Genomic DNA, 23,866 nt, shown 5'->3' on the forward strand with positions numbered 1-23,866 from the left:
CCAATTTTTCCTTAAATTTAATAAAAACAGCCCCTTTCCGTGTTCGAAGGAAAGGGGCTGTTCGCCATGATATAAGCCATAATAGTTATCTTACTTATCCAATGTGTATAATGGAAGATCCACTGGCAATGCAGCAGGGCGATGACACGAGCTTTTCATCTGGTAGAAAGTCTGTTCGTCTGATGAATCGTGGAATGCCCACATGGCCTCAAGAACATGGTATGCCAGTTCCCCACTCGCCCGATGTGCACGTCCGCTATGAGCTGCATAGGCCATATCTGCCACACCAATGCCGCGAGTATTTTCCTGGTACCCCGGGAGAAGCGGAACTTCCGTCCATTCCTGTTCACCCAGCAAGCGGTAACGAACCGGACCGCCGAAGGTGTTGGGATCAGGTACCTGCAATGTGCCGTGCGTGCCATATATCTCAATCGGTGGCAGTGCACTTCCGCCAAATACGTCAAAGCTCGTAATCAGCGTGCCAATGGCACCCTGTTCAAACTGCAACAGACCCGTAACGTGAGTTGGAATTTCGACGGGAACCACTTGGCCTCTCTTTTTCTCACTCGTAATCGTCCGTTCTTCCATGGCTTTACCTGTCATGCCCGCAATGGACTTGATCGGTCCCATCAGTTGAACCAATGCCGTGAGGTAGTACGGACCCATGTCAAACATTGGCCCACCGCCTGATGCGTAATAAAACTCCGGATCTGGGTGCCAGTGTTCATGACCACGGCTCATCATAAATGCGGTCGCCGCCACCGGCTTGCCGATCACTCCTTCCTCCACCAATTGAAGTGAAGTCTGGATGCCTGATCCAAAGAACGTCTCCGGTGCGCAGCCCACGAGCAGTCCTTTACGCTTCGCTGTTTCGAGCACAGCCTGACCTTCCTCACGGGTAACTGCAAGCGGTTTTTCCACATAGACATGTTTGCCTGATTCGAGGGCCCGCAAGCATACATCCGCATGAACGGAAGGAATCGTCAGGTTGATGATCAGCTCAATCTCGGGATCAGCCAAGATTTCATCCACGCTGTATACGTTTGGCACGTTATAGGCTGCAGCCTGCTCCTCTGCACGTTTCCGATCAAGATCCGCAACAGCAACAAGTTCCAGCACCTCGAACCGGTGACAGTTTTCCATATAAATACCGCTGATTTTACCGCAGCCAATAATGCCTACTTTCATTGTTTTCATGCCTGGGGCTCCCTTCGCCGTGGATCAGAAATGGTTTATCCTTTGAGGATGAATCGTTGACACTGAAGTTACGTTTACGTTCAAACTACAATCTCATTAGTTCTGGTTGTCCGCCATACCTGTATACACTTCGGTTGCTGCACTTACTCGACTCTTGGCAAGCTCTTTGCCTGCTGCTGTCCATTTGAAACCACTGCGCATCATTTCTGTCACAGGTTTCATGTCTACAATGTCTGCGTGGTGTCCCAGTGAGTTGTAAAATACCCGTCCTGCACCCCATCGTTTCGTCCAGACAACAGGCATATCTACGGGTCCATTCGCTGCATGCGGACCAGTCACCACTGGGAACCGAGTTGTGGCCAGTACTTCCACTGCCGGGTCTACGTGCAGGTAGTACTGTTCGCTTTTTACCTGAAAATCTTCAATATGATCCAGTAACGGGCTAGAGCCACGCTTCATGTTCACCATATACTCCACACCATCGTTACCTGGATGAGCAACCCATTGTCCCCCCGTCATAAACTGCCAGTCTACGTTATTTCGGAAGGCATCACACATCCCGCCATGAAGACCGGCCAAGCCCACACCGCTCTGAACAGCCGCTGATACGTTATTGACCAGTTCCTGCTCAATCTGTCCCATTGTCCACAAGGGTACGATCAAATCCAGACCCATCAGCTTCTCTGCATCTGCATAAGACTCCAACGTATTGGAGACTTCAACCTCAAACTGCTCTTCCTTCAATATACGCTCAAAAATCGCTGCTACCTGCTCCGGTTCATGACCATCCCAGCCGCCCCATACAATCAGTGCTTTACTCATCGTTTATCCACTCGCTTTCAACTAGTTTAGTTGTGCTCAACGCTAATCCTGACTTCCTCCGCCTTGCTTGCTCACTTACATCTCTTCAAGTGTCACCCAGCGTCGCTCCGTCACCGAACGTTCTACCGCTTCCAGAACAGCCTGACAGGCGACCCCATCGTGGAAGCTCGGTGATGGTTGTCGTCCTTCAGAGATTGCAGTTACCAACTCCAGCATTTCATGCGTGAACGTGTGCTCGAATCCAATTGTATGTCCGGCAGGCCACCAGGCTTCGGAATACTTATGTGCAGGATCGGTTGCCAGTACACGGCGGAATCCCTGTACGTCCTCTTCATCCTTTGTAAAATATACTTCCAGTTCGTTCATCCGCTCAAAATCAAACCGTACACTGCCGAGACTGCCATTAATCTCAAACGAGTTCGTACTGCGATGGCCCGCTGCAAAACGTGTAGCCTCGAAGCTACCCAGCGCACCTCCTGCGAATCGTGCCAGGAACAGCGTCGCGTCGTCGACGGTCACTTCTCCTTTCGGTGCATCCGCATTCGAACTGCCCTTTGCGCTCAGCCCGGTCATCTCGGCTGCAAGTGGTCGTTCTTTGATAAATGTCTCGCTCATACCGATAACTTCCTGGAATTCACCAACGAGGAAACGAGCCAGGTCAATTAAATGCGCGCCAAGATCCCCATGGGAACCGGAGCCAGCCACTTCTTTTTGCAAACGCCACACCAGCGGGAACGAAGGGTCCATGATCCAGTCCTGAAGGAAAAACGCACGGAAATGATAGATTTTGCCCAGTCGTCCGCTCTCCACCAGATCCTTCGCTAATTGCACCGCTGGTGAGAAACGATAGTTGAACCCCACCATATGGGCGACTCCGGCATCCTTTGCTGCCTGAAGCATCTCACGCGAATCCGCGAGGGACAGAGCAAGTGGCTTTTCACAAAACAGGTGCTTGCCCTGACGGGCTGCTTCCAACGCAATTTCCTTGTGAGCATCACTTGGCGCGTTAATATCAATCAGATCGATATCATCCCGCTTCACCAGTTCACGCCAATCGGTTACACTTTCGGACCAGCCGAACTGATTCGCCGCCTCCTGCACTCCCTGCTCGTTACGTCCACAGATCACAGACATCTCAGGCTGCAGCGGAGCAGAAGGGAAAAACATTGGCAGACTGCGATAGGCATTACTGTGGGCCTTCCCCATAAACTTGTATCCAACCATTCCGACACGAAGACGATTTGACATGGTCATTTCCTCCTTTGGAATAATAAAAAGTCTTTCAATATGTGTACCAATAAACTATTGACGGATAGAAGAAGCACGGATGATCAGTTCGGTAGGCAACAACGCTCTCGCTGATTCGGTTACCGCTGGAACAGGGTTATTCACTTGATGCGTCTCACCCACAGACCCATGCATAACCTTCGATGCTGCAAGTTCACCCATCTCGAAAAATGGAACCCTGACGCTGCTCAGTGGCGGAACCGCCATCTCGGCGGCATCGGAGTCGTCATAACCCACAAATGCCGGAAAATCCGCAGGTCCTATTCCCCGCTCACGCAAACCATGCATCACACCAATTGCCATCCGGTCATTGGCCGCAAATACAGCATCAATCTCATGTAGCCGATCTGCTACAATCGCTGCCGCCTCAATGCCGCTTCGTCTACTATAATTCCCCTCAAGCAATAGACTCGGGTCCAGTTCCATACCTGCTTCTTGCAGGCCAAGACGGACACCTTCCATTCGCTCCTGGCTGTTGGAATAGCTGTCTGGACCATTGAGAAAAGCGATTTTGCGATACCCCTGATCCGTAAGATGACGTATGGCAAGCCTGCTTCCTTCCACATGATCCGCATCCACTTCCGTGAACAATTGGCCCTCAAAATGCTGATTCATGACACAGAACGGGTGTCCTTCCTGGTGAAGCTGCTGCATGGCCGCCAGTTCTTCATGATCATCTCTAGCACCAAGGATAATGCAGGCGTCCACTTTCTGACGCCGGAACAGATCCGTATAATTCATCACTTCACCGGGTGTCCGGAACATAACCAGCAGATCCATGCCATTGTCTCTGGCTTTGCTTCCAATCCCACTCAGCATTTCCGAGAAAAAATACGCCGAGAACAGATGCGCTTTCGGAACATAAGGTAATACTACGCCAAGGTTCCCGCTTTTACTTCTGGCAAAACTGCGAGCAAGAGCACTGGGCACATAGCCTAACTGTTCGGAAGCTTCAAGAACCTTGCGGCGTGTCTCTTCTTTAATAGGACCTACCCCATTAAGCACCCGAGAGACCGTCGCCTCGGAAACACCCGCAAGATCAGCCACTTCTTTACGAGATGCCATGAATTTCAACCCTTTCTAGCTCACCTATTAATGGTGTAATAATTAAAAATCGATATTTATGTACGCGCGTACATTTTCTCATGCCATGTAACCGTTGTCAATGCTTTCAAACAAAAAATAATGAGGGCTTAGGTTCATCCAAGCCCTCATTATTGTCTTGCCAGAGATGATACTTTCATTAACTCCATACAGCCGCTAACCTTAAGGGTTCAAGGTACTTATCAAACTCAGTACAACGATTTCAGTTGATCCTATTTGATCAATGAATGGAGAGTCCAGCTCACAACGTGGTTGTAACGCCATGATCAACGGAGGATTGACTAAACTCAGCCTGCTCCATTGTTTTCACATGATTCGGAATGCGGTCCGATGGTTCCGGCGTGGATTGGAGCTGTCTTACTTTGTGCAGCACTTCTTTGTTAGGCAGGAAGTGTTGGGAACGAATGAATCGAATTGTTTTGGTTTTGGCACGCATGACAATCGAATCCGTCTCGGCGCGATCATCGGCAAGATACCTTACCCCTCCTAGGATCTCCCCAGGCGTCACACCCGTTGCGGCAAAAATGACGTCCTCCGTACCGATCATATCCTGCATCGTTAACACTTTGTATGGATTATCAATCCCCATCTGCAGGCAGCGCTGGAATTCGTCGGCGTTGGCAGGCATCAGGCGACCTTGGATCTCGCCCCCAAGGCAAGACAGCGCTGCGGCAGCCAGCACACCTTCTGGTGCTCCTCCAGAACCGACATACAGATCAATGCCTGCCTCCGGGAAAGCCGGTGCCATTGCACCCGCAACATCACCGTCACTGAGGAACTTAATCCGCACGCCGACCTTGCGGAGTGTCTTGATTGTGCTCTCATGTCGCACACGATCCAGAATCATCACCGTCAGATCCGAGATGTTTTTGTTCAATGCGGCAGCGGCTTTCTCCAGTGTGACTTCAACCGGGTCTTCAATGCTGACCTTGCCTACAAGGGCAGGCCCTACCGCCAATTTCTCCATGTACATGTCCGGTGCGTGGAGCAGGTTACCTTTTCCCGCCACTGCAATAACCGATAGAGCGTTGTTTAGTCCTTTGGCCACGATTTCTGTACCTTCGAGCGGGTCTACAGCCACGTCAACCTCAGGCCCCTCAGCGTTGCCCACTTCCTCGCCGATGTACAACATGGGTGCTTCATCCATTTCTCCTTCACCGATTACCACCGTGCCGCGAATGGACACGGAATCGAACATGGCGCGCATGGCCAAAGTAGCCGCTTCATCTGCACTGTTCTTGTCGCCTCGTCCCATCCAGGGTGCTGAAGCTAACGCAGCCAATTCTGTTACTCTGACAATTTCCAACGCCAGTTCGCGTTCCATTTTTCCCACTTCCTTTCCAATTTCCAAAAGCATAACTTGAAAGCGGTACTAAATCCATCGCAAATCCATATGAAATTGATCTGTAATCGGCGCAGCAGCGCCTTTTGGACGATTTATCCCTTATTTATCCAATTAATATTTTGATTGATTTCGACCCTTATTTTGGCTCGTCGAAGAGTCCAATCCACCTGATTTCTCACTTGAAATATTAATTTCATTTTCCATTTTCCGCGTCTAAACCCAAATAGTTTAACATGATGAATTAGCACGCCCTTTTCATGCGCAAAAAGTTCTTTTAACATGGTATATATACAACTAATATAGTGATTATTAAGAATGTAACACGATCTATTAGACGACAAACGAAAACGATTTTCAACTGGCTGTCCAAACGCAGAAATAAACTAATACATTGTAATAACATACCTTGAGACCAGCCTGCTCCCTTGAGGGATATTGAACTAAACAAGACTGCCAATTATGTATTAATCAGGACTTTAACTTTTACTAAAGCCATAGATACAGCTTATGATGGTCATCGAAAATAATAAGTTTACATAATATTTATTATGAAACGTTTCTCATTCATTTCTACCTTTTATTATTCAACGGTTCTGGTAAAACATAAAAAAGCCCGAAAGAAATCTGCTTAATTAGCATTTTTTCTCCCAAGCTTTCCCCTCAATGAACCAGTTACAGTATCGTTTTGGTCATTATCAAATCAATCTGTTCCTCATCTCCCATGCAAAAAGCATGGGCTCCTGTCTGGACAAACCCCATCTTTTCATAAAAGGCGATGGCATTTTCGTTTTTCTCCCATACCCCTAACCAGATACTCGTTTTGTGATGTTCTGTTGCCATCTCTATGGCTTTATGGAGCAATACTTTACCAAGGCCATGTTTTTGGAACTCTTTCCTGATGTATATCCGCTCAATCTCAAGGGACTCCGCGCCCATCTTCTCAGACTGCGCATCATTGATATTTACCTTCATGTACCCTGCAATTTTATTGTTGACATAAACAAAAAGAAATTGTGATTCCGCATTGGATAGTTCAGTCTCTAATTGCTCCCGATTAAACGCCTTTTCCAGATAAGCATTCATATTTTCGGGTGAATTTTGCGCTTCAAACGTTTCATTAAACGTCTCATAACTGATCTCCTGTAATTCACATACATGTTCAATGGTACATAACTCTATACGAATCGTCATCTATATTCACATTCCTTTAACATGTTAATTATTTGTTGCAAATGTAATAAAAAAGGGTTACATTGAATTTATCTCATTTTTGTTGTATTTGCAACATAATATTATAGAAGAGGTTGAATGAATTGAAATATGTGCTTTTTGTCGCAGGTATTCTAATCTTAACGCTTGGTATCTCCCTTACCATCCAATCTGAACTCGGTACCTCACCGTTTGATGCACTTCTTGTAGGGCTGTCCCACAACGTAGGGCTAAGTGTAGGAAGCTGGGAGGTCATCATCGCTTTCCTATTAATTGGATGCAATTCGCTTTTGAAGCAGCAAAAACCCGAGTTTTTGGGGCTCGTCACCGCATTCATTACTGGTGTGGGGATCGATATATGGCTATATGTATCTGAATCTTTAATCACGCCCGAAGTTTGGTACAGCAAACTAATGACATTTGTCATTGGATTAGTGATCATAAGTATCGGCACGGCCATCTATTTACAGACCAATTTCGCACCCATTCCAATTGACCGCTTAACATTAATTCTGCACGAAATCACGCGAACCCCCTTATTTGTATCGAGAACATTGATTTACTTTGTATTTTTGATGCTAGCATTCCTGTTTGGTGGACCAATCGGGCTTGGTACATTATTAACTGTATGTTGCGCAGGTCTGCTTCTTCAGTTCATCATGGGCCATACGAAAAAGATAATAGATCGCATATGAACAGATATGCATACATCGTCACGTACTGATCGTAAAAAAGAACATTCCGTCTAGCGGATGTACACCATCTACATCATAAAAAGCTGGATCAGAGGTTCAACCCCTGATCCAGCCCCTCAACTGTTCTCTCTTGCTTACGGCTCAAGTCCCCATACCAGCTGACCATTCACATACCCGGTAACCTTATCATGGTTTGCAAACTGACTGCCAGATGCCTTAAACGAGTAATCATTAGTCTGGGTGTAATTCGTCCAATTGTTTTTGGAGAAGCGAGCTTGAACCTCTGCGCTCTGACCTGCATTCAATGTTCCCGCTGCACTTGTAAAGCCCACTTCAAGATAATAATCCGCCCCGGCAACTGGCGTCGCCAATTTAACGAAATTGCTCGTTACATTCGCGCTGCCCATACTGGCCCAGTCGGACCAGAAACTCTGAGCTTCTTCCCCGTCAATCGTATAGTAATACCGAAGTTTGACCTCACTCAACGGAATTGCCGAATCACCAGAGTTGACCAATTTGAATTTGGGTGATATTCCGTTCGTAGATGCACTTGTATTGCCGTTAAAAGCTTGAATCGTCAAATCTCCGGCAGGTATAGTAACTGTGCTGTCTACTACGTTCACTGTAAGCACAGCGTTATTTCCTCCATTGAAGTGAAAGGTCAATACGTTTTGGCCCAGCGGCAGCGTGGCAAGATAGGATTTGTTCAGCACAACAGCAGCGCTGGATGCTGTATAATGCTGACCCGATACAAGAGTCACATTCCCCTTCGTGATGCTTGTAAGTTGACGGCCATTCAAGGTGAGAGATACATTCATATCTTGCGCGGAATTCGTCGCTTTATCGAATGTTGCATTCACAGGTGAAATCGCAGCATCGGTACTCGGTGTTGAATCCACGATTTTGACTTTCAACACAGGGTCCTGACCCTGATTAAAATCCAGAACAATCGAATGCTCGCCAACTGGCAGTGTCGCCAGATAAGCTTTTTTCAGCAGCAGCGTGCTTCCGCTCAGGGTATAGTCCGTATTTACGGTCAACACATGGTTGCCTGCCCGAAGAGCGGTCAGCGTATTACCATTTGCATTCACCGTTACGGCTTTGTCGGCTTGATTGGGTGCATATTTGTCAAATTCGACGTTTGCAGGTGTAATGGATGCGCTGGGGTTAGGATTGTTAACCTTTAAATTCGGCAGCTCATCCAACGTAATGACATAATCACTTTGATAAAGCGTTTTCAGTGTTGCCGGGTAATTAAATGCAGAACTCATCAGATGTTCGCCATACCAAGGACAGAAGTACAGCCATCCTGATTTCTCCTCTGTCAGATTTTTTACGCTTGGAATCGTGTCGTTCTCCGTCATCGCTACCATTTTTGTACCGCCCGTCAACTCAACAAGCTTATAGAAAATCGAGGTAATCGCATCCTCATTGGGCACGCCCGACAAACCGTCATAACGGTTGTAGATCGTATTGTATTTGTCGTATCCGACGAGATCCACCTGATCATCACCCGGATACCAAGCCGGAGAAGTACTATATACATAGCTGTTGTAGGTCCAGATCAGATTGTGCAAGCCATACGTCTCGGTCAGTTCGGTATAGAGCAGATTCCACAGCTGTTTGTATACGTGTGCGCCTGCTGAAGCCCACCAGAACCAAGCTCCTTCCCCGTTCAGTCCGCCGTTGCCTTCTGCTTCATGATACGGACGGAACAGAACCGGCACGTTGTTGTCCTGCAAAATCAGCAATTGTTCTGCCAGATCCTCGATGGTCATCATCACGTATTGATACTCTTTGGTACCGGGAATTACCGCATTTGCAGTATTAAAATTCGTTTCGGTTGGCTTATACGTTGCTTCTTTCCAATCAACAAAGTCCCCGAGCTCATACGTATTGAAATTTCGAGGTACATTGATATGCCAGGAAGCTGTTGCAATGCCTTCACGGTTATTCACCCAATCAATCATGCGATCGGTTGTACCGTCCTCCCAACCATACAACGGATTGTAATTCATCATATCAAAGCCACGAATAGCCGGGTACTTTCCGGTCAGATCATGAATCCATTCGAATTCAAGCTCTGAATCTCCGTCATTCCCTCCTCCATAGATCTCTTGCTGACCAGAAATAATGTTGTTTCCGTATACCTCCGTTAAATAATTCATCAAAATTTGAGTTTCCGGTGTAGCTTCAGGATCAGTGAGAACTGGCTGCACATTCAGGGGACCCAGATCAGCATAATCCACTGTAAAAGTATCAAAATACGCGAAGCCCCAGCCAGCCTTCAGCTCAATCGTGTTGGCACCCTGATTCAGCTTGTGAAAGCCAAAATCGAAGTCTGACCATGTTGTCGTGTAAGGCAGCATGTACGCACCTTTCGTAACGCCGTTTACATTTAAATTTTGTGACCTTCCATCAGCACTGAGCTCCTGCATATATCGTGTGGAGATTGCGTACATGCCGGTTTCCGGGACAGTAACTGTGAAGGTTAATGTGCCAGAGTTCTGCATCCAGACAAATCCGTCCCCTGAGAATCCGGGCTTGGGTTGTCCATAGATTGAAGTGACCACTTGAAGATCTGGGGTAAGCTGCGCATTTTCGCTTTCGATGGTGAAAAGTGGGGGGACTGCATGAACGGGCGCTGTCACTAATCCAAGCAGTAAGATCAATGCCAGCATCATTGCGGTTGCCTTTTTGAGCAAATTTTTCATCAATTCCATCTTCCTTCCCAAGTGAAATATGATAATGAAATGTCAATGAACCCATTCATGATGGCGCTTTCATTTTAAACATAGCACGCGTACCAATATTTGTAAATATATGGTGAAAGTAAATGTTTGAAATTCTTTTGTACCAGTACTTTGAGTGTTATTTTTTCTTCATTCAACCCAAATTGATAAAAATCGAAAACGATTCATTATCTAACCAGAATCGGGCCTAAACCTCATCTCCCGTTATATGATTTTACTTGGCAGAAAACCTAAAAAACAAAAAAAGCATTCCTGGATCGAATGCTTAAAGAATGGTTCTTCAATTCTCCTTGTTCTTGTTCTTATGCCTACGTCCTACGTCCTGCGCACCAACTCAACTAACGGTTTCCTCGGCAGACGTCTCCTTTATCGCACAGCGTTCCCCTGCCTTGCGTACCGCCCGAATAATGCCACCATAGCCGGTACAACGACACAGATTCCCGCACAACCCCGTTTCAATCTGTTCTTGAGAAGGCTCAGGATGTGCATCCAGTAATGCCTTGGTTGAGATCACCATACCGGGAGTACAGTAGCCACACTGAAAGCCACCTTCCTCCACAAAAGCTTGTTGAATCGGATGCAGGGTGCCTTTCTCCTCGCCATGCAGACCTTCAATGGTCATAATGTCACTGCCTTCACATTGATAAGCCATGACAAGACAGGAATTCACGGGCTCTCCATCCATTAGAACCATACATGAGCCGCAGCGACCAACTTCGCAGGATACTTTGGTACCCGTCAGTTGCAAATGAGTCCGAAGCACATCGACAAGTCGGGTCGTTTGCGCAATCTCCAGATGTTTATGTTCACCATTCACAACGGCTGTCCAGTGATTCTCAAGTGGCTTATTCATGATGGACTCACTCCTTCCTGCAAAGGTACATTTAAAGGTCTGACCAGTTGTTCCCTCGGTACAGGAAGACGGTTAACCCATACGCCTGTCGCCTGATGTATTGCGGCAGTAATGGCTGGCGCAAGCGCTACGGAACCAATCTCACCGATCCCCCTCGGTCCAAACGCATCCCCTTCGGGTAAGTCTTCAATAGCTTCAACCTCCAGATTGGTATGAATATCCTGAATGGTTGGGATCATATACGTGTCAAGGTTAGTGGTTACATAACGGCTGTCCTGCATGACCGCATCCTCGGTCAACGTGAATCCCAGCGCCATGACACTGCCGCCTTCAATCTGTCCGATATAGCCCATAGGGTTGATAACTGGACCTGCCGCTACAACATGGCGTGTATCGAGCAGCTTGGTTTCTCCGGTCAGAGTATTTACTTCCACCTCTGCCGCAACCGCCGCATACGTATACAAATAATGCCCGCCTACCACATTGTCCGGCGTAGTTGGATAATCAAACTTTGTATCAAAAATCCATTCATCGGCTTCGCCCTGCGTCGCGAGTTCAGCATACGGGATCACGAAGCCTGAACGCATTCCTGCTTTCGCTATGGGATCAGATACACTTTCAAGTTCAGCATCTTGAACTGCTACATTCAGCCCTGGCATTTCCTCGTGCTCGCTCTTTCCTGTCCTTTGCACATCTGTTTCTACTTCTGAAGTTTCGGCAGAAAGCTGGCCTTTGCGCCATATCCCCCCAGGTCCTGTTGCCAGTTCATCCACCGGAATGCCCGATAACTCAGATGCAACAGCGAGAGCACGGGAACGAAAAGGAGTCTGTAAACGTTGAAGGGCCATCCAGGCCATCGTTGTTGAACGTGAAGCTGTACTTGATCCGCTGTGAGGCACACGATCCGTATCTCCAATGATGATACTGAGATCCGATGTACTGCATTGGAATAGATCACATAACATAATTTCCAGCGTTGCAACGAGCCCCTGACCGAATTCCTCGTAGCTGAATGCCACCTCAATCTTGCCTTCATTATTCAGGGACAAGCGACCGCCCGCAGGATCTGGAATGCCATAACCGAGCCCTGCACCATGCATGGCAATTGCTGCTCCGACACCACGCTTGATCCATGGCGGCAAAGTAGGATCTGTCGGGGCATGCTGATGTTTTTGCCACAGTTCGGAGCGATCCAATGCCTCCCATACTTGGGACAGTCCATCCGTGACCAGAATGCGTTGATTCAGCGGTCCGGGATCATTCTTTTCCCTCATATTGCGTCTGCGGAACTCCCAAGGGTCCATGTTCATGATTTCTGCAAGCCGATCCATCTGGCCTTCCATGGCAAAAATCGCCTGGTTCCCGCCAAATCCGCGAAACTCACCCGACAATCCATTATTCGTATACACAGACACACCTTCCACATCCACATTCGGAATGGCGTAGGGTCCAAGGCAATGTTCGGTACAGAAGTTCAGCACCGGTGCACCCAGGGTGGCATACGCTCCCGTATCTGCTGTAATGCGGACACGATGCGCTTGTATGATACCTTCTTGAGTCATACCCGTTTGCATCTCAATCTTCATTGGATGCCGTTTCAACCCTGCACGCACGGATTCTTTACGTGAATTATGCATTTTCACAGGACGTCCGCATCTCAAGGCCAGCAAAGCACCATAAGGCTGTACGTTGAGTTCATCTTTTCCGCCAAATGAACCCCCAATCGGTGAAGACACTACCCGGATATCTTCTTCGGGACAGCCAATAATGCGCGCAAGCTGCATCCGGTCTTTATAACCATGTTGCGTTGCAGCGTATACATTCAACCTTCCCTCTTCATCCGGGACAAACAGGCCACCTTCTGTCTCCATGTACGCATGCATCTGGCGAGGCGTATAATACGTCTCTGTCACGATATGATCACACGTGGCAAAAGCTTGCTCGGCGTCTCCACGTTTGATCTCCGTCCGATGCAGCACATTACCTGGACCATGCTCATGCAGCTCTGGTGCGCCGGGAGCCAATGCAGCGTCTGTGCTATTCAGCGGAGTGAATTCCTCATACTCTACGCGAATCGCATCCAGCGCAAGTGCCGCACGTTCCGGGGAATCCGCAGCAACCGCTGCAATGGCATCCCCAACATAACGGACAATATCCTCGCAGAACACGGGCTGATCCGGGGTTGCTATGCCAAAACGATTCAGACCAGGCACATCTTTGGAGGTCAGAACCGCATAGACACCTTCCAACGCCTCAGCTTCCGAAGTATCTATAGACAATATGCGAGCATACGGATATTCGCTTCGCAATACTCTGCCATGAATCATGTCAGGTAGCGTCATATCCGTCAGATATTGAAGCTGACCTGTTACTTTGGGTGCCCCATCTGGCCGCAGGTGCCAGCGTTTCCCGCTCTGTTTCCGATTCAGCAGCATAATCCTCTCCCCCTTTGCTTGATCCCTTTTATCTATACGTGAAGTGCCTCCCATAGCCCGGCACCAAGCAGGTTGCCTGCGGTCTGTTTACGATAATGTTCCGTTGCAAATGCATCGCCATAAGTCGTAAATTCGTCAGTCACAGCTGTTGTAAGAGTCGCCGCTTGCATGACAGAAGCTTCGCTGTTAAGAAGCTGTTGTTCTGACTCCAGAAGTCTCATTGCCATGCCTGAGCCCCCGCCTGCAGCAATCGCAATCTTAGTCCAGCGATGATCCGAATCAATTTCACCGTATAACGCAACCGTCACCAGCGATGCACTGAACGTCTCCCGTCGACCCAACTTGCGGTAAAAGGAAACTTCTCGTGCAGCAGGCTTGTGCCCTCTGTCCACATCAAGCAGAGAGGACGGTCTCATCGGGATATGAATCGAGATTAATACGTCCCCTGGATTACGCCTGCCATCCGGTCCACCCTGAAGCCAGGAAGACACACTGCGGATTTCAATTCCGCTATCCGTCAACCAGTGCAGCTCCGCATCATATACAAGCAAAGCAGTCAGTGTATCCCCTACTCCGGACACAATATTCCCGCCAATGGTTGCCACATTACGAATGGAAGGGGCAGCAATTCCATTCACCGCTTCTTGCAGGATCGGCAGTTGATACAGCAACCCTTGTGAAGCACATTCCTTTAATCGGGTCATTGCGCCAATGACGATCTCATCTCCACGATTAGATATCCCTCTCATTTCAGGAACACGAGCCAGGCTTATCATGTGTTCAGGTGCAGGAATCAAGCCTCCTTCCCACTGGGTTCGCAGCAATGTTCCGCCTGCCGTGAAACAACATATCCCCTTGAGTCTACTTCTTAACGTTTGGAGTTCTTGCAGGTTCTCAGGCTGCCATACCGATGGCAATGCTCCAGAACCGTATGCCGGTGTTACCATCGCCGCATCCCCTTTCTCTCTCTTCCATGGGCAGGACATTCAACCGTCTGATCCAGATAATTCTTCAAATCATATGAGAGTTAAGCAGCAACGTCAATTACCTTCACATCGTTTTGGATAAATGTATAAAACCTGTGTTCTATTTGTGCTTGATGCATTATGATCTATCAAAAGCTAACATGAAGTTTCTTTCACCACACGTGAAAAAAAGACAAACAGGCCAACCAGACTGCCTGGCTGACCTCATCATGTAATTAAATTATACATAGTCATTAATCTTCTCCTGTTATATAGTCTGCCTGCCCCGATTCATATACATGATTCAAAATGCGTTCCAATTCCGGTTCTGTATCCGCGTCCCAGAAACTAGTCTCAGACAGTGGTACATGCACGCCTGAATAGTTAGCGCTGCGCATAATCTTGCGTGCCCCCTCATCTCCATGCAGAGACAACAGAGGTCCGAACATATGGGAGCGAAAAGCAACGGGCGGCTTGCCACCCTCACCGTCGGTAGCTGCCACATAGTCACACAATTTGTGAGTCGCCAGTGCTGTAGTCACCCGATTAATATCCTTCGCTTTTAATAGAGGCTGATCACCCAGCAACATGAGAATGCCCTCCGGTTTGTACTCCATGGCCGACAACACGCCAGAATGAAGAGAATTCGCCATACCAAAAGCATAGTCTGCACAGACAACAATTCGAAGTCTCGCTGTGGGATGATAGGCATAAGTGGCAGAATCAATCCATTTTACAGGCAGCCATGCCAACGAATCTTCCGGTTTGACCACACAGACCACTTGATCCAGCTCCGAATTCAGCGCAGCTTCCAGTGACCATGCAGCCAGTGACCTCCCGTCTGGCATGACAACCGAGAGTTTATCCCGACCAAGGCGACAACTCTTACCTGCTGCCAGAACTATGCCCGTCATTCGCATGTGCAACGCTTCCCTTCTGCCCCACCTCGGAACTCAAGGAAGAAACCTTATGTTTACATGCGATCAATTCCGCTGCAATGCTGATGGCGATCTGTTCGGGACCGTCCGCCCCGATGCTCAAACCAACGGGAGAATGTACATATTTCAACGGTGGTAAACCATCCAGCAGACGGGCTGTTCGTGTTTTGGAACCCATGATCCCAAGATACGCATACTCACAGTCCACTAACATCTCCAACAGTTCACGTTCGCGGGGGAAATTGTGACTCATCAATATCAAATAATCCCCTTTGGTTACCTTTAACAGAGGCATGATCTCACATGGGAAACCCAGTACGAGTTCGGTTTCAGGGAATCGTTCCGAAGTGGATAAGGACTCTCGCCAATCGGCTACCACTACACGGAATCCTGCGGACCGGGCGAGTCTGGCAACAGGAATAACATCATTTCCGGCTCCGATGATAATCAGGCGAGGTTTGGGTGTGTACTGCGAAGTAAGTTGCTGCGGGAGATCCCAGGGATTCGTTGAAATCGCATCGTTAGTCGGTATATCAGCCTCAGAGATATGTTGTGAATCACCGGACGGAGTGGTAGAGTGAGATCCGTTTGACGTAGCAGGTACCCTTTCAGGCACAAGCGTAAGGCGAGGTATATCGCGAGAATGTTGTGTTAATGCCGTATGTTCATGCTTGATATTCCCACTGCTGTGTTGTACATCAACCTGCAATGAAGTTAGATTATAATATGCCACACGATCATGAGGGGGGACGAGCGAAGGACGCAAGACTGGCTGGTGCCCTTTTTCCGTAGTCCCAATCCGTTTCCATTCATATTGAACCCTTGTGTAATCATCTTGGAACGTTCGGGTTAACGCTGTTGCAGCGCCGGATTGCAAACACTCATGCATCTTCTGCAACGTAGATCGGAGTTCACCACACACAGGTTCAAGCAGCACAACAACGAGTCCGCCGCAGCCAATTGTCTCCCCCCAGGACAGATCATCCTCGGGACGCATGTCGTACTCCACGAACTCCATCTGCTTCGTATCCAGCACATGGCTCACCCGGGCCTGAAGATCACTCTCCAGGCATCCCGGACTGATACTGCCATACATTTGGCCTTCCTCGGTCAACAGCATAGAGACTCCCTGCTTACGGTAAGCATGACCCTCTACCTTGATCGCTGTTGCGAGCAAGCAGCGCATTTCACGGGCTGCGATTGTACACAGATCATGCATTTCCATATCGGTCTCCATCCTTTCTGAATTGCATACGTTTCCTTCGATCAGATGCGCTTCATCAATCTCGCAATGCTTTTATCCGACTCACGCAGCACAATACCACGATCAATTGTCTGAATCTTGCGATTCTTGAGTACAATGCTGCCATCGATAATTACGGTGTCCACACAACTACGTGTTGCGGAATAGACCACGCGTGAATAGACATCCGTCTCATAAGAAGGGTACGTGTGGAAATCATCCAGATCCAGCAGTAACATATCTGCCTTTTTGCCCACTTCGAGACTGCCAATTTCCTTCGACAAGCCGAGCACCTCCGCACCACCCATGGTAGCCATGCGCAATACGGTCCGGGCATCCATCACTGTAGGGCCATGAGGAATCTTCTGCATCAGCGCTGTGAGGCGCATCTCCTGAAACATATCCAGATTGTTGTTGCACGCCGCACCATCAGCCCCGATCCCAACCGCGATCTGACGATTCAGCAGATCAGGAATATCCGCTACTCCGGAGGAAAGCTTCATATTCGATCCAGGACAGTGAGTGACTTTGACTCCGCGCTTGCGGATGATCTCTTTCTCTTCCTCACTCAGCCATACACAGTGGGCCAGCACCAATCTTGGGGTAGCCAGACCAATATGATCGAGGTATACGATGTTACGCATTCCGCGTTCGTGTTCTACCAGTTCGATCTCTCCGCGATTCTCGGAGGCATGGGTGTGGACTTTGACATGATATTTATTGGACAGGTCGCGTACCTCTATCAGCAATTCTTCGGTACACGATACAACAAAGCGTGGACAGAACGCATATTGAATGCGACCTCCGCCAAACCCGTTCCATTTCTCCAGCAGATCCACACTCTGTTGCAGCGAAGTTGCTGTATTCTCACGCAGAGGTTCCGGAACCTCGTCTCCATGATCCATCATCACCTTGCCGGAGATGACCCGGATGCCGCTCTGTGCCATCGCCTGAAACGCCGAGTCTGTGTGATGTACCGTCTCCATATCCAGAATGGTCGTGGTTCCGCTGGAGATCAATTCGCCAAGTCCGAGCATTGCTGAATAATACACGGACTCCTCATCATGCGCTGCTTCCAGCGGCCAGATCCGTTGACGGAGCCAATCCATCAGTTCCAGATCGTCCGCACGTCCACGGAATAAGGTCTGACACAGATGAATATGCGTCTGGATGAAGCCTGGCAACAGCACTTTGCCGCGCGCATCAATGACCTGGTCAGCCTGAACATCGATGTGCGTTGCAATCTCCTTGATTTTGTTATCCTCGATCAACAGATCTCCAATGAACACTTCCTCTTCTGCATTCATCGTCACAAGCTGTGCGCCTTTCAGCAGGATCGTTCCCATGCCAATCTCCCCTATCTGTGTCTGTCTATATCGTTCAACTCGCTGTTATCGTGTAATTATCCAGTTGAAATTATAACTGTTCATGTAACTGTTACCACCCAATAGCCATACCATCGCCTCTTGGGTCTGCCGCGCCGCTAATCATGCCGTCCTCACGAATGACAATGCCTTGCGACTGTCCCATAATACCGTCCCACGGTGCTCTCGCTTCAACGTTATGTCCCCACTTGGCCAGGGTTGCACATACGTCATCGTGATATCGGTTCTCCACACGCATCGTATCGCCTTCTTCGCCCCATGTACGTCCATACACCCAACGCGGCAAGCTGATCGCTTCCTGAATGTTGAACCCGTAATCAAGTACGCCGGTAAGCACCGATAATTGGGTCTGCGGCTGGCCTTCTCCCCCCTGTGTACCCACGAGCATATAGGGTTTGCCATCTCGTGTAACAAGGCCCGGCATGAGCGTGTGGAATGAGCGTTTGTTGGGTTCCAAAACGTTGGCATCCCTCGGGTCTAAGGAGAAAAACGACCCCCGGTTCTGCATGATCACCCCCGTATCCCCTGGGACATAGGCTGCACCAAAGTCAAAATACAGGCTTTGAATGAAGGAAACGGCATTACCTTCGCTATCGACTACTGCTGCATAAGCTGTGTCCTGCCCTATCGTTTTGGACAAAAACGGCTGTGCCACAGGTGGAGCAGACTGAATCTCATTCCACAATTGGTCTCCGTAATCCTTGGATAACAGATGTTCCAGCGGAATGTCTCTGAAATCCGGGTCCGTCAGATATTGGTCACGATCACGAAACGCCTTTTTTACCACTTCCGCCATCAGATGATAGAATTCCGGTGAGGTACGTGCAACCGAGGACAGATCAATATGCTCCAGCATATTTAACATCATTAGCATGGAGAAACCCTGCGAGTTGGGCGGCATCTGATGAACTTCGTAGCCACGATAACCTGTACTGACCGGTTTCACCCATTCTCCCTGATGACCCGCAAAGTCCTCTGGTGCAAGCATGCCCCCATCCTCACGAATAGCCGAAGTCAGACGATCCGCGAGTTCTCCTGTATAAAAAGCATCTCGCCCTTCTGTCTGAATCAGACGAATCGAGGCAGCAAGATCAGGCTGGATCATTAGATCGCCTTCCTGCAAAAGTGTACCCAAAGGCGCAAATACCGCTCGCAGCGGTGTATGCCCCATGATGTAATCTTCATCCCTTTCCATCCACAGGCGGAGATTCCGGGATACAGGGCATCCTTTTTCCGCATACTGCGCGGCAGGTTCAAGCAGTTGCTCCCACGGTAACTTACCGTACCGGAACCAAACTTCCCACCAGGCATCGACCATTCCCGGAACCGTGATGGCACTAAGTACACCACGCTGAGGAATGGCATTCATACCCATCGCTTTGAACGTATCGGCATGAATGCCTGCGGCTGAGCGACCACTTCCGTTATAGGCGGTAATCTCACCGCTGGCTCCGTCATGAATCAGGAAGAAGGCATCCCCGCCAAGTCCGGTCATATGCGGATATACCACGCCCAGTGCTGCACTGACCGCAACAGCAGCGTCATAAGCATTCCCGCCCTGCTGGAGGATCGAGCTTCCCACTGCACTCGCCAGATAATGAGGAGTAGTAACCATGACCTCTCTGGAGATTGGCATCTGATTTAACATAAAGCGCCCTCCTTCCCTGCATACACATCCAATGCCGCCTGCACCGCTTCACCGGCTGGTAATACGTAACGATGACGGAGAAGAACAGCTTCCAGCGCTCCCAGCACATGAAGTACGTTTTTGCGTTGGCAGCTGAATCCCATTGTACCGATCCGCCAGATTTGCCCTTTCAACGGTCCGAATGAACTGGCAATCTCAATGCTGAAATCGTTTAGCAACATGCTGCGCACCGACTCACCATCAATTCCTTCCGGGATAGTAATACAGGTGACCACCGGAAGTTTACTGGACATATCCCCGTACAGTTGTAGTCCCATTCCCTGAATTCCGGCAACCAACGCACGTTCATTCACCAGGTGTCTCTGGAACCTGGCCTCCAATCCTTCTTGCAGCAGAATACGTAATCCTTCGTGAAGACCGTAGAGCATGGAGGTGGCTTCTGTATGGTGGTTCAGCCGGGCCGAACTCCAGTAATCCTGTAATTGGCTCAGGTCAAAATAATTGCTGGCAATGGTGCGGCCTTCTGCCCGCGCACTGGTTGCGTCTCGGAGTCCGCGTTCAACAGTTTTGCGGCTCATCAGTTTCTGTTCCACACGACTGTTGTACGTGAGAGGTGCCATCCCTGAAGGAACGGACAGGCATTTCTGCGTTCCGCCCATCACCGCATCCAGATGCCAGGCATCCGTCTCCACCGGAGTCCCGCCAATCGTTGCTACAGCATCCACGACGAGTAATATATCAAGGTCGCGACAGGCTTTGCCAATGTCGGCAAGAGGCTGCATCTGACCGGTGGAAGTCTCACCATGCACCATCGCAACCAGACTCGGTTTATGGGCATGGATCGCCTTGATCACCTCTTCCGGATCAAATACCGTCCCCCATTCCGTTTCAAAGAAAACGACCTCTGCACCACAGCGTTCCGAGATTTCAACCAGCAGATGTCCGAATCGTCCGTAGATCGGGACGAGAACTTTGTCACCGGGCTGGATCAGACTGACCAACACAGCTTCAATGCCTGAACGGGATGTGCCATCGACCGGATAACACCACTCGTTATCTGTCATATATAACTCACGCAGCATCGCCATCGTCTCGTTCATCAAGGACGTGAACTCGGGGTCAAACTGCCCCAGGATCGGGAAGGATAATGCTCTGAGAACACGTGGATCAACTTCAACCGGTCCCGGGGTCATAATGGTCCGCAAGGACGGAGATAACTCTTTATAGTTGGACATCTGCATTCAACTCCCGTAACCGTATTTATATAGTAGCCGGACCAGAACCCGAAAACCGTGCATCAGGTCTGATTCAGCTGTATATTCAAGTGGATTATGACTGATACCGTCCTGACTCGGCACAAAAATCATGGCTGTCGGACAAGCCGGCTGAAAAATCTGCGAATCATGTCCCGCACCGCTTGGCATTAGCCAATAGGACAACTGCTCCTGCTCACAGGTATCTTGGATGTCTGAGATCATCTCTGCATTCATAGGAATAGGCGTCACCGACAGATGTTCTTCCCAGTCCAGTCCGAGCTGCTGCTCGGCTGCAACCCGACTAAAAGCCTGAAGCATATCCTGCCAGCAACGATCAATACTTTCCTGCCGGATATGGCGGATATCCAGTGAAAACACCGCCCGTGCTGCAACCACATTCCCAACACCCGGATCGGCAGTGATTCGCCCAACCGTGGCTACCAGCGGTTCTCCTGCTTCCAATGCGATATCCCTTACTGCAGTAATCATCTCAGCTGCTCCAGCAAGTGCATCTTTGCGCCAGGACATCGGCGTCGTTCCCGCATGATTTGCTTCCCCGCTTACCGTAATACTGAACCGCTTCTGACCTACAATATCGGATACAACGCCAATCGAATGTCCGAGACGTTCCAGAATCTGACCTTGCTCAATATGAAGCTCAATAAAAGCACCATATTTTTTTGCGGCCGGTCTATATGCACTATCGGGTCCAAAGCCCGCATCGCGGATCGCTTGTGCAAAGGTAACGCCATCTTGATCCCTCAAATGCTGCACATCTTGCAGAGACGTTGTTCCTGTTATACTGCGTGAACCCCAATATGCAAAAGGGAATCGACTCCCCTCTTCCTCACATAGGGATACCACTTGAAGTGTGCGCTTCGGTGCTCCGAAATGCTTCTGCAAATACTCCAAAGCAAGGACACCCGCCACTACACCGTAAGCACCATCATACTTGCCACCGTACACCACGGTATCGATATGTGATCCGGTGACGATTGGTAATTCTTCAGTACCAGTCGCTGATCCCTTACCCTCACCCTCCAGTGTGCCATACAGATTACCGGACTGGTCGAACTCGGGAGACAGCCCTTTTTCCTGCATTTTGGCAGCAAGGGCACCTTGTGCTTCACACCAAGCCGAGTCATACAACAGCCGTGTGACGCCGCCCTGTGCATCCGCACCATATGTCGACAGCCAGTCAAGCATGGCTTGCAGCTCCACCTGTTCCACATTTGGCAAAGGAAGCGGTGCGTTATTGGTACCGGATGACCGGTATACTCCAGACTCCGTCATGACGTCTCCTCCGTTCCCGCTTCGATGGGACTAGAAGAATAAGCCGCAATGTGTTGCCCGATAGGCACATGAGATAACCCAAATTCCGAGTTGTAGACGCGCTGCCCACGACAAAATACGTCTGCAATCTGACACTTAAAGGTACGTCCCACATAAGGGCTCTGTTTATGCGTGTAGAGCAGATCCTCCGTGTTCAGGTTTGTACTCTTCTCCCAATCAATCAGAACCAGATCTGCATCCATGCCAATTGCAATCTCCCCTTTACTCTCCAGACCAAGCCTTCTGGCAGGTTGAAGAGAGAGCACTCTTCCGAGCAACGGGAGGTCGATATTTCGCTGAAGATGTCCATCCTCCAGCATGATTAGCAGTGTGCTTTGTGCCCCGGATATGCCGCCCCAGATTTCAAAGAAGTTATCAGATTGTTTCATGGATGGCGGGCAAGGAGAATGGTCAGAGGCAATAACATCAATCAATCCTGAAGTCAGTGCACCCCATAACTGCTCCTGTTCAGAAGAGCTGCGAAGAGGTGGAGCGCATTTTGCTACAGCACCCAATCGGACCACATCCTTCTCGGTCAGCGTCAGATAATGAGGGCATGTCTCCGAAGTTACGTCTTGCCCACGCCGTTTGGCTGCTGCAATCAGATCTATCGCTTCCCGGGTGCTAATATGCACAAAATGCAGCGCACACCCGGTCTGTTCGCCGTATTTCAACGCTCGAGCAACCGCGACGACTTCAGCTTCCACAGGACGAGACCGGATATAATCCATCGGTTCAATCTTCCCCTCAGCGATGCTTCTCGTAGCATGTTCGGCAACGATGCCTTCGTCCTCTGCATGAAGTGCCAGCACACGGTTTAATGTTGCAAGTTCTTTCATCCCGTCCAGCAGGGTATGGTCATCAGCTCTGGCAAAGATGTCTTCCCCATCTCCACCCGGCTCGGACATAAATGCCTTGAATCCCGCAGCCCCTAGCCGTGCCAGTGGAGCAAGTTCATCTCGGTTGCCGGGAACCAAACCTCCCCAGAAGGCATAATCAACATACGATTGGTCTGTCGCTGCTTTCATTTTCATTTCCCATGCTTCCGGCCTTGTGGTTGGTGGTACGCCGTTAAGCGGCATATCGACATAGGTCGTGATTCCCCCTGCGGCAAGGGCTGCCGAACCAGACCGGAATCCCTCCCAACTGGCGAGTCCGGGTTCATTGAAGTGTACATGAATGTCCACGACACCTGGCATCACTGTAAGCCCCTCAGCTTCTATGATGCAAGTCGCTTCGCCAGCGGTCAGGCGTGTGGATATGTCTGTTATCTTTTCACCAGTAATGCCAATATCCAGTTGCTCTACCCGATCTCTCAGCACCACCCGGCCCCCCCGGATGATGGTATCAAATGTTGTCATGTGGATGACCCTCCCCCTGAATCAGAACCGGATATGTG

18 protein-coding genes are annotated in these 23,866 nt (G+C 49.3%); 1 reads left to right on the forward strand and 17 read right to left on the reverse strand.

Features of this window, described 5'->3' with window-relative positions:
- Positions 1-90: 90 nt before the first annotated feature.
- The 6 genes from AB4111_RS12250 to AB4111_RS12275 form a co-directional block, all read right to left on the reverse strand.
- A complete protein-coding gene (locus tag AB4111_RS12250) occupies positions 91-1,197 on the reverse strand; it encodes a Gfo/Idh/MocA family protein (RefSeq protein ID WP_442031842.1) in 1,107 nt (368 codons plus the stop codon).
- 96 nt (positions 1,198-1,293) lie between these two features.
- Positions 1,294-2,019, reverse strand: coding sequence for a ThuA domain-containing protein (locus AB4111_RS12255; protein ID WP_253436905.1), 726 nt, complete (start codon positions 2,017-2,019; stop codon positions 1,294-1,296).
- Positions 2,020-2,094: 75 nt separating this feature from the next.
- Positions 2,095-3,267, reverse strand: a complete 1,173-nt coding sequence (locus tag AB4111_RS12260) for a Gfo/Idh/MocA family protein (RefSeq protein ID WP_442031843.1) — start codon at positions 3,265-3,267, stop codon at positions 2,095-2,097.
- Positions 3,268-3,321: 54 nt separating this feature from the next.
- Positions 3,322-4,371: a LacI family DNA-binding transcriptional regulator gene (locus tag AB4111_RS12265; protein WP_442031844.1), complete on the reverse strand. Its 1,050-nt coding sequence runs from the start codon at positions 4,369-4,371 to the stop codon at positions 3,322-3,324.
- Positions 4,372-4,651: 280 nt separating this feature from the next.
- Positions 4,652-5,734, reverse strand: a complete 1,083-nt coding sequence (glpX, locus tag AB4111_RS12270) for a class II fructose-bisphosphatase (protein ID WP_253436915.1) — start codon at positions 5,732-5,734, stop codon at positions 4,652-4,654.
- Positions 5,735-6,427: 693 nt separating this feature from the next.
- Positions 6,428-6,946 carry a GNAT family N-acetyltransferase gene (locus tag AB4111_RS12275; protein ID WP_442031845.1) on the reverse strand — a complete coding sequence of 173 codons (519 nt, stop codon included), beginning with the start codon at positions 6,944-6,946 and terminating at the stop codon, positions 6,428-6,430.
- Positions 6,947-7,068: 122 nt separating this feature from the next.
- On the opposite strand from AB4111_RS12275, the gene AB4111_RS12280 reads away from it, so the two are divergent.
- Positions 7,069-7,659 (forward strand): YczE/YyaS/YitT family protein, encoded by a 591-nt coding sequence (locus tag AB4111_RS12280; protein WP_442031846.1) that lies wholly within the window; start codon positions 7,069-7,071, stop codon positions 7,657-7,659.
- A 134-nt stretch (positions 7,660-7,793) separates the two neighbouring features.
- Here the strand turns inward: AB4111_RS12280 and AB4111_RS12285 are convergent, their stop codons facing one another.
- From AB4111_RS12285 to allB, 11 genes are all read right to left on the reverse strand, one after another.
- Positions 7,794-10,373 (reverse strand): glycosyl hydrolase, encoded by a 2,580-nt coding sequence (locus AB4111_RS12285; RefSeq protein WP_442031847.1) that lies wholly within the window; start codon positions 10,371-10,373, stop codon positions 7,794-7,796.
- A gap of 373 nt (positions 10,374-10,746) precedes the next feature.
- On the reverse strand, positions 10,747-11,265 hold the full coding sequence (locus AB4111_RS12290) for a (2Fe-2S)-binding protein (protein ID WP_442031848.1): 519 nt from the start codon (positions 11,263-11,265) through the stop codon (positions 10,747-10,749).
- Complete coding sequence (locus tag AB4111_RS12295) at positions 11,262-13,700, reverse strand: molybdopterin cofactor-binding domain-containing protein (RefSeq protein WP_442031849.1); 2,439 nt, start codon at positions 13,698-13,700, stop codon at positions 11,262-11,264. Before AB4111_RS12295 ends, AB4111_RS12290 begins: the two co-directional genes overlap by 4 nt.
- Positions 13,701-13,732: 32 nt before the next feature.
- Positions 13,733-14,647 carry an FAD binding domain-containing protein gene (locus AB4111_RS12300; protein ID WP_442031850.1) on the reverse strand — a complete coding sequence of 305 codons (915 nt, stop codon included), beginning with the start codon at positions 14,645-14,647 and terminating at the stop codon, positions 13,733-13,735.
- A 272-nt stretch (positions 14,648-14,919) separates the two neighbouring features.
- Positions 14,920-15,585, reverse strand: a complete 666-nt coding sequence (locus AB4111_RS12305) for a nucleotidyltransferase family protein (RefSeq protein ID WP_442031851.1) — start codon at positions 15,583-15,585, stop codon at positions 14,920-14,922.
- Complete coding sequence (locus AB4111_RS12310; protein ID WP_442031852.1) at positions 15,551-16,828, reverse strand: XdhC family protein; 1,278 nt, start codon at positions 16,826-16,828, stop codon at positions 15,551-15,553. Before AB4111_RS12310 ends, AB4111_RS12305 begins: the two co-directional genes overlap by 35 nt.
- A gap of 41 nt (positions 16,829-16,869) precedes the next feature.
- Positions 16,870-18,192: a 5'-deoxyadenosine deaminase gene (locus AB4111_RS12315; protein ID WP_091019519.1), complete on the reverse strand. Its 1,323-nt coding sequence runs from the start codon at positions 18,190-18,192 to the stop codon at positions 16,870-16,872.
- Between the two features lie 91 nt (positions 18,193-18,283).
- Positions 18,284-19,879: a gamma-glutamyltransferase gene (gene ggt, locus AB4111_RS12320; protein WP_442031853.1), complete on the reverse strand. Its 1,596-nt coding sequence runs from the start codon at positions 19,877-19,879 to the stop codon at positions 18,284-18,286.
- Positions 19,873-21,114, reverse strand: a complete 1,242-nt coding sequence (locus tag AB4111_RS12325) for a pyridoxal-phosphate-dependent aminotransferase family protein (protein ID WP_442031854.1) — start codon at positions 21,112-21,114, stop codon at positions 19,873-19,875. The genes ggt and AB4111_RS12325 overlap by 7 nt, the downstream gene beginning before the upstream one ends.
- Positions 21,115-21,120: 6 nt before the next feature.
- Positions 21,121-22,428 (reverse strand): M20 family metallo-hydrolase, encoded by a 1,308-nt coding sequence (locus tag AB4111_RS12330; protein ID WP_442031855.1) that lies wholly within the window; start codon positions 22,426-22,428, stop codon positions 21,121-21,123.
- Positions 22,425-23,828, reverse strand: coding sequence for an allantoinase AllB (gene allB / locus AB4111_RS12335; RefSeq protein ID WP_442031856.1), 1,404 nt, complete (start codon positions 23,826-23,828; stop codon positions 22,425-22,427). The genes AB4111_RS12330 and allB overlap by 4 nt, the downstream gene beginning before the upstream one ends.
- Between the last annotated feature and the right edge of the window lie 38 nt (positions 23,829-23,866).

Origin of the sequence: Paenibacillus sp. 2KB_22, from assembly GCF_052115745.1 — a bacterium.
GTDB lineage: Bacteria > Bacillota > Bacilli > Paenibacillales > Paenibacillaceae > Paenibacillus.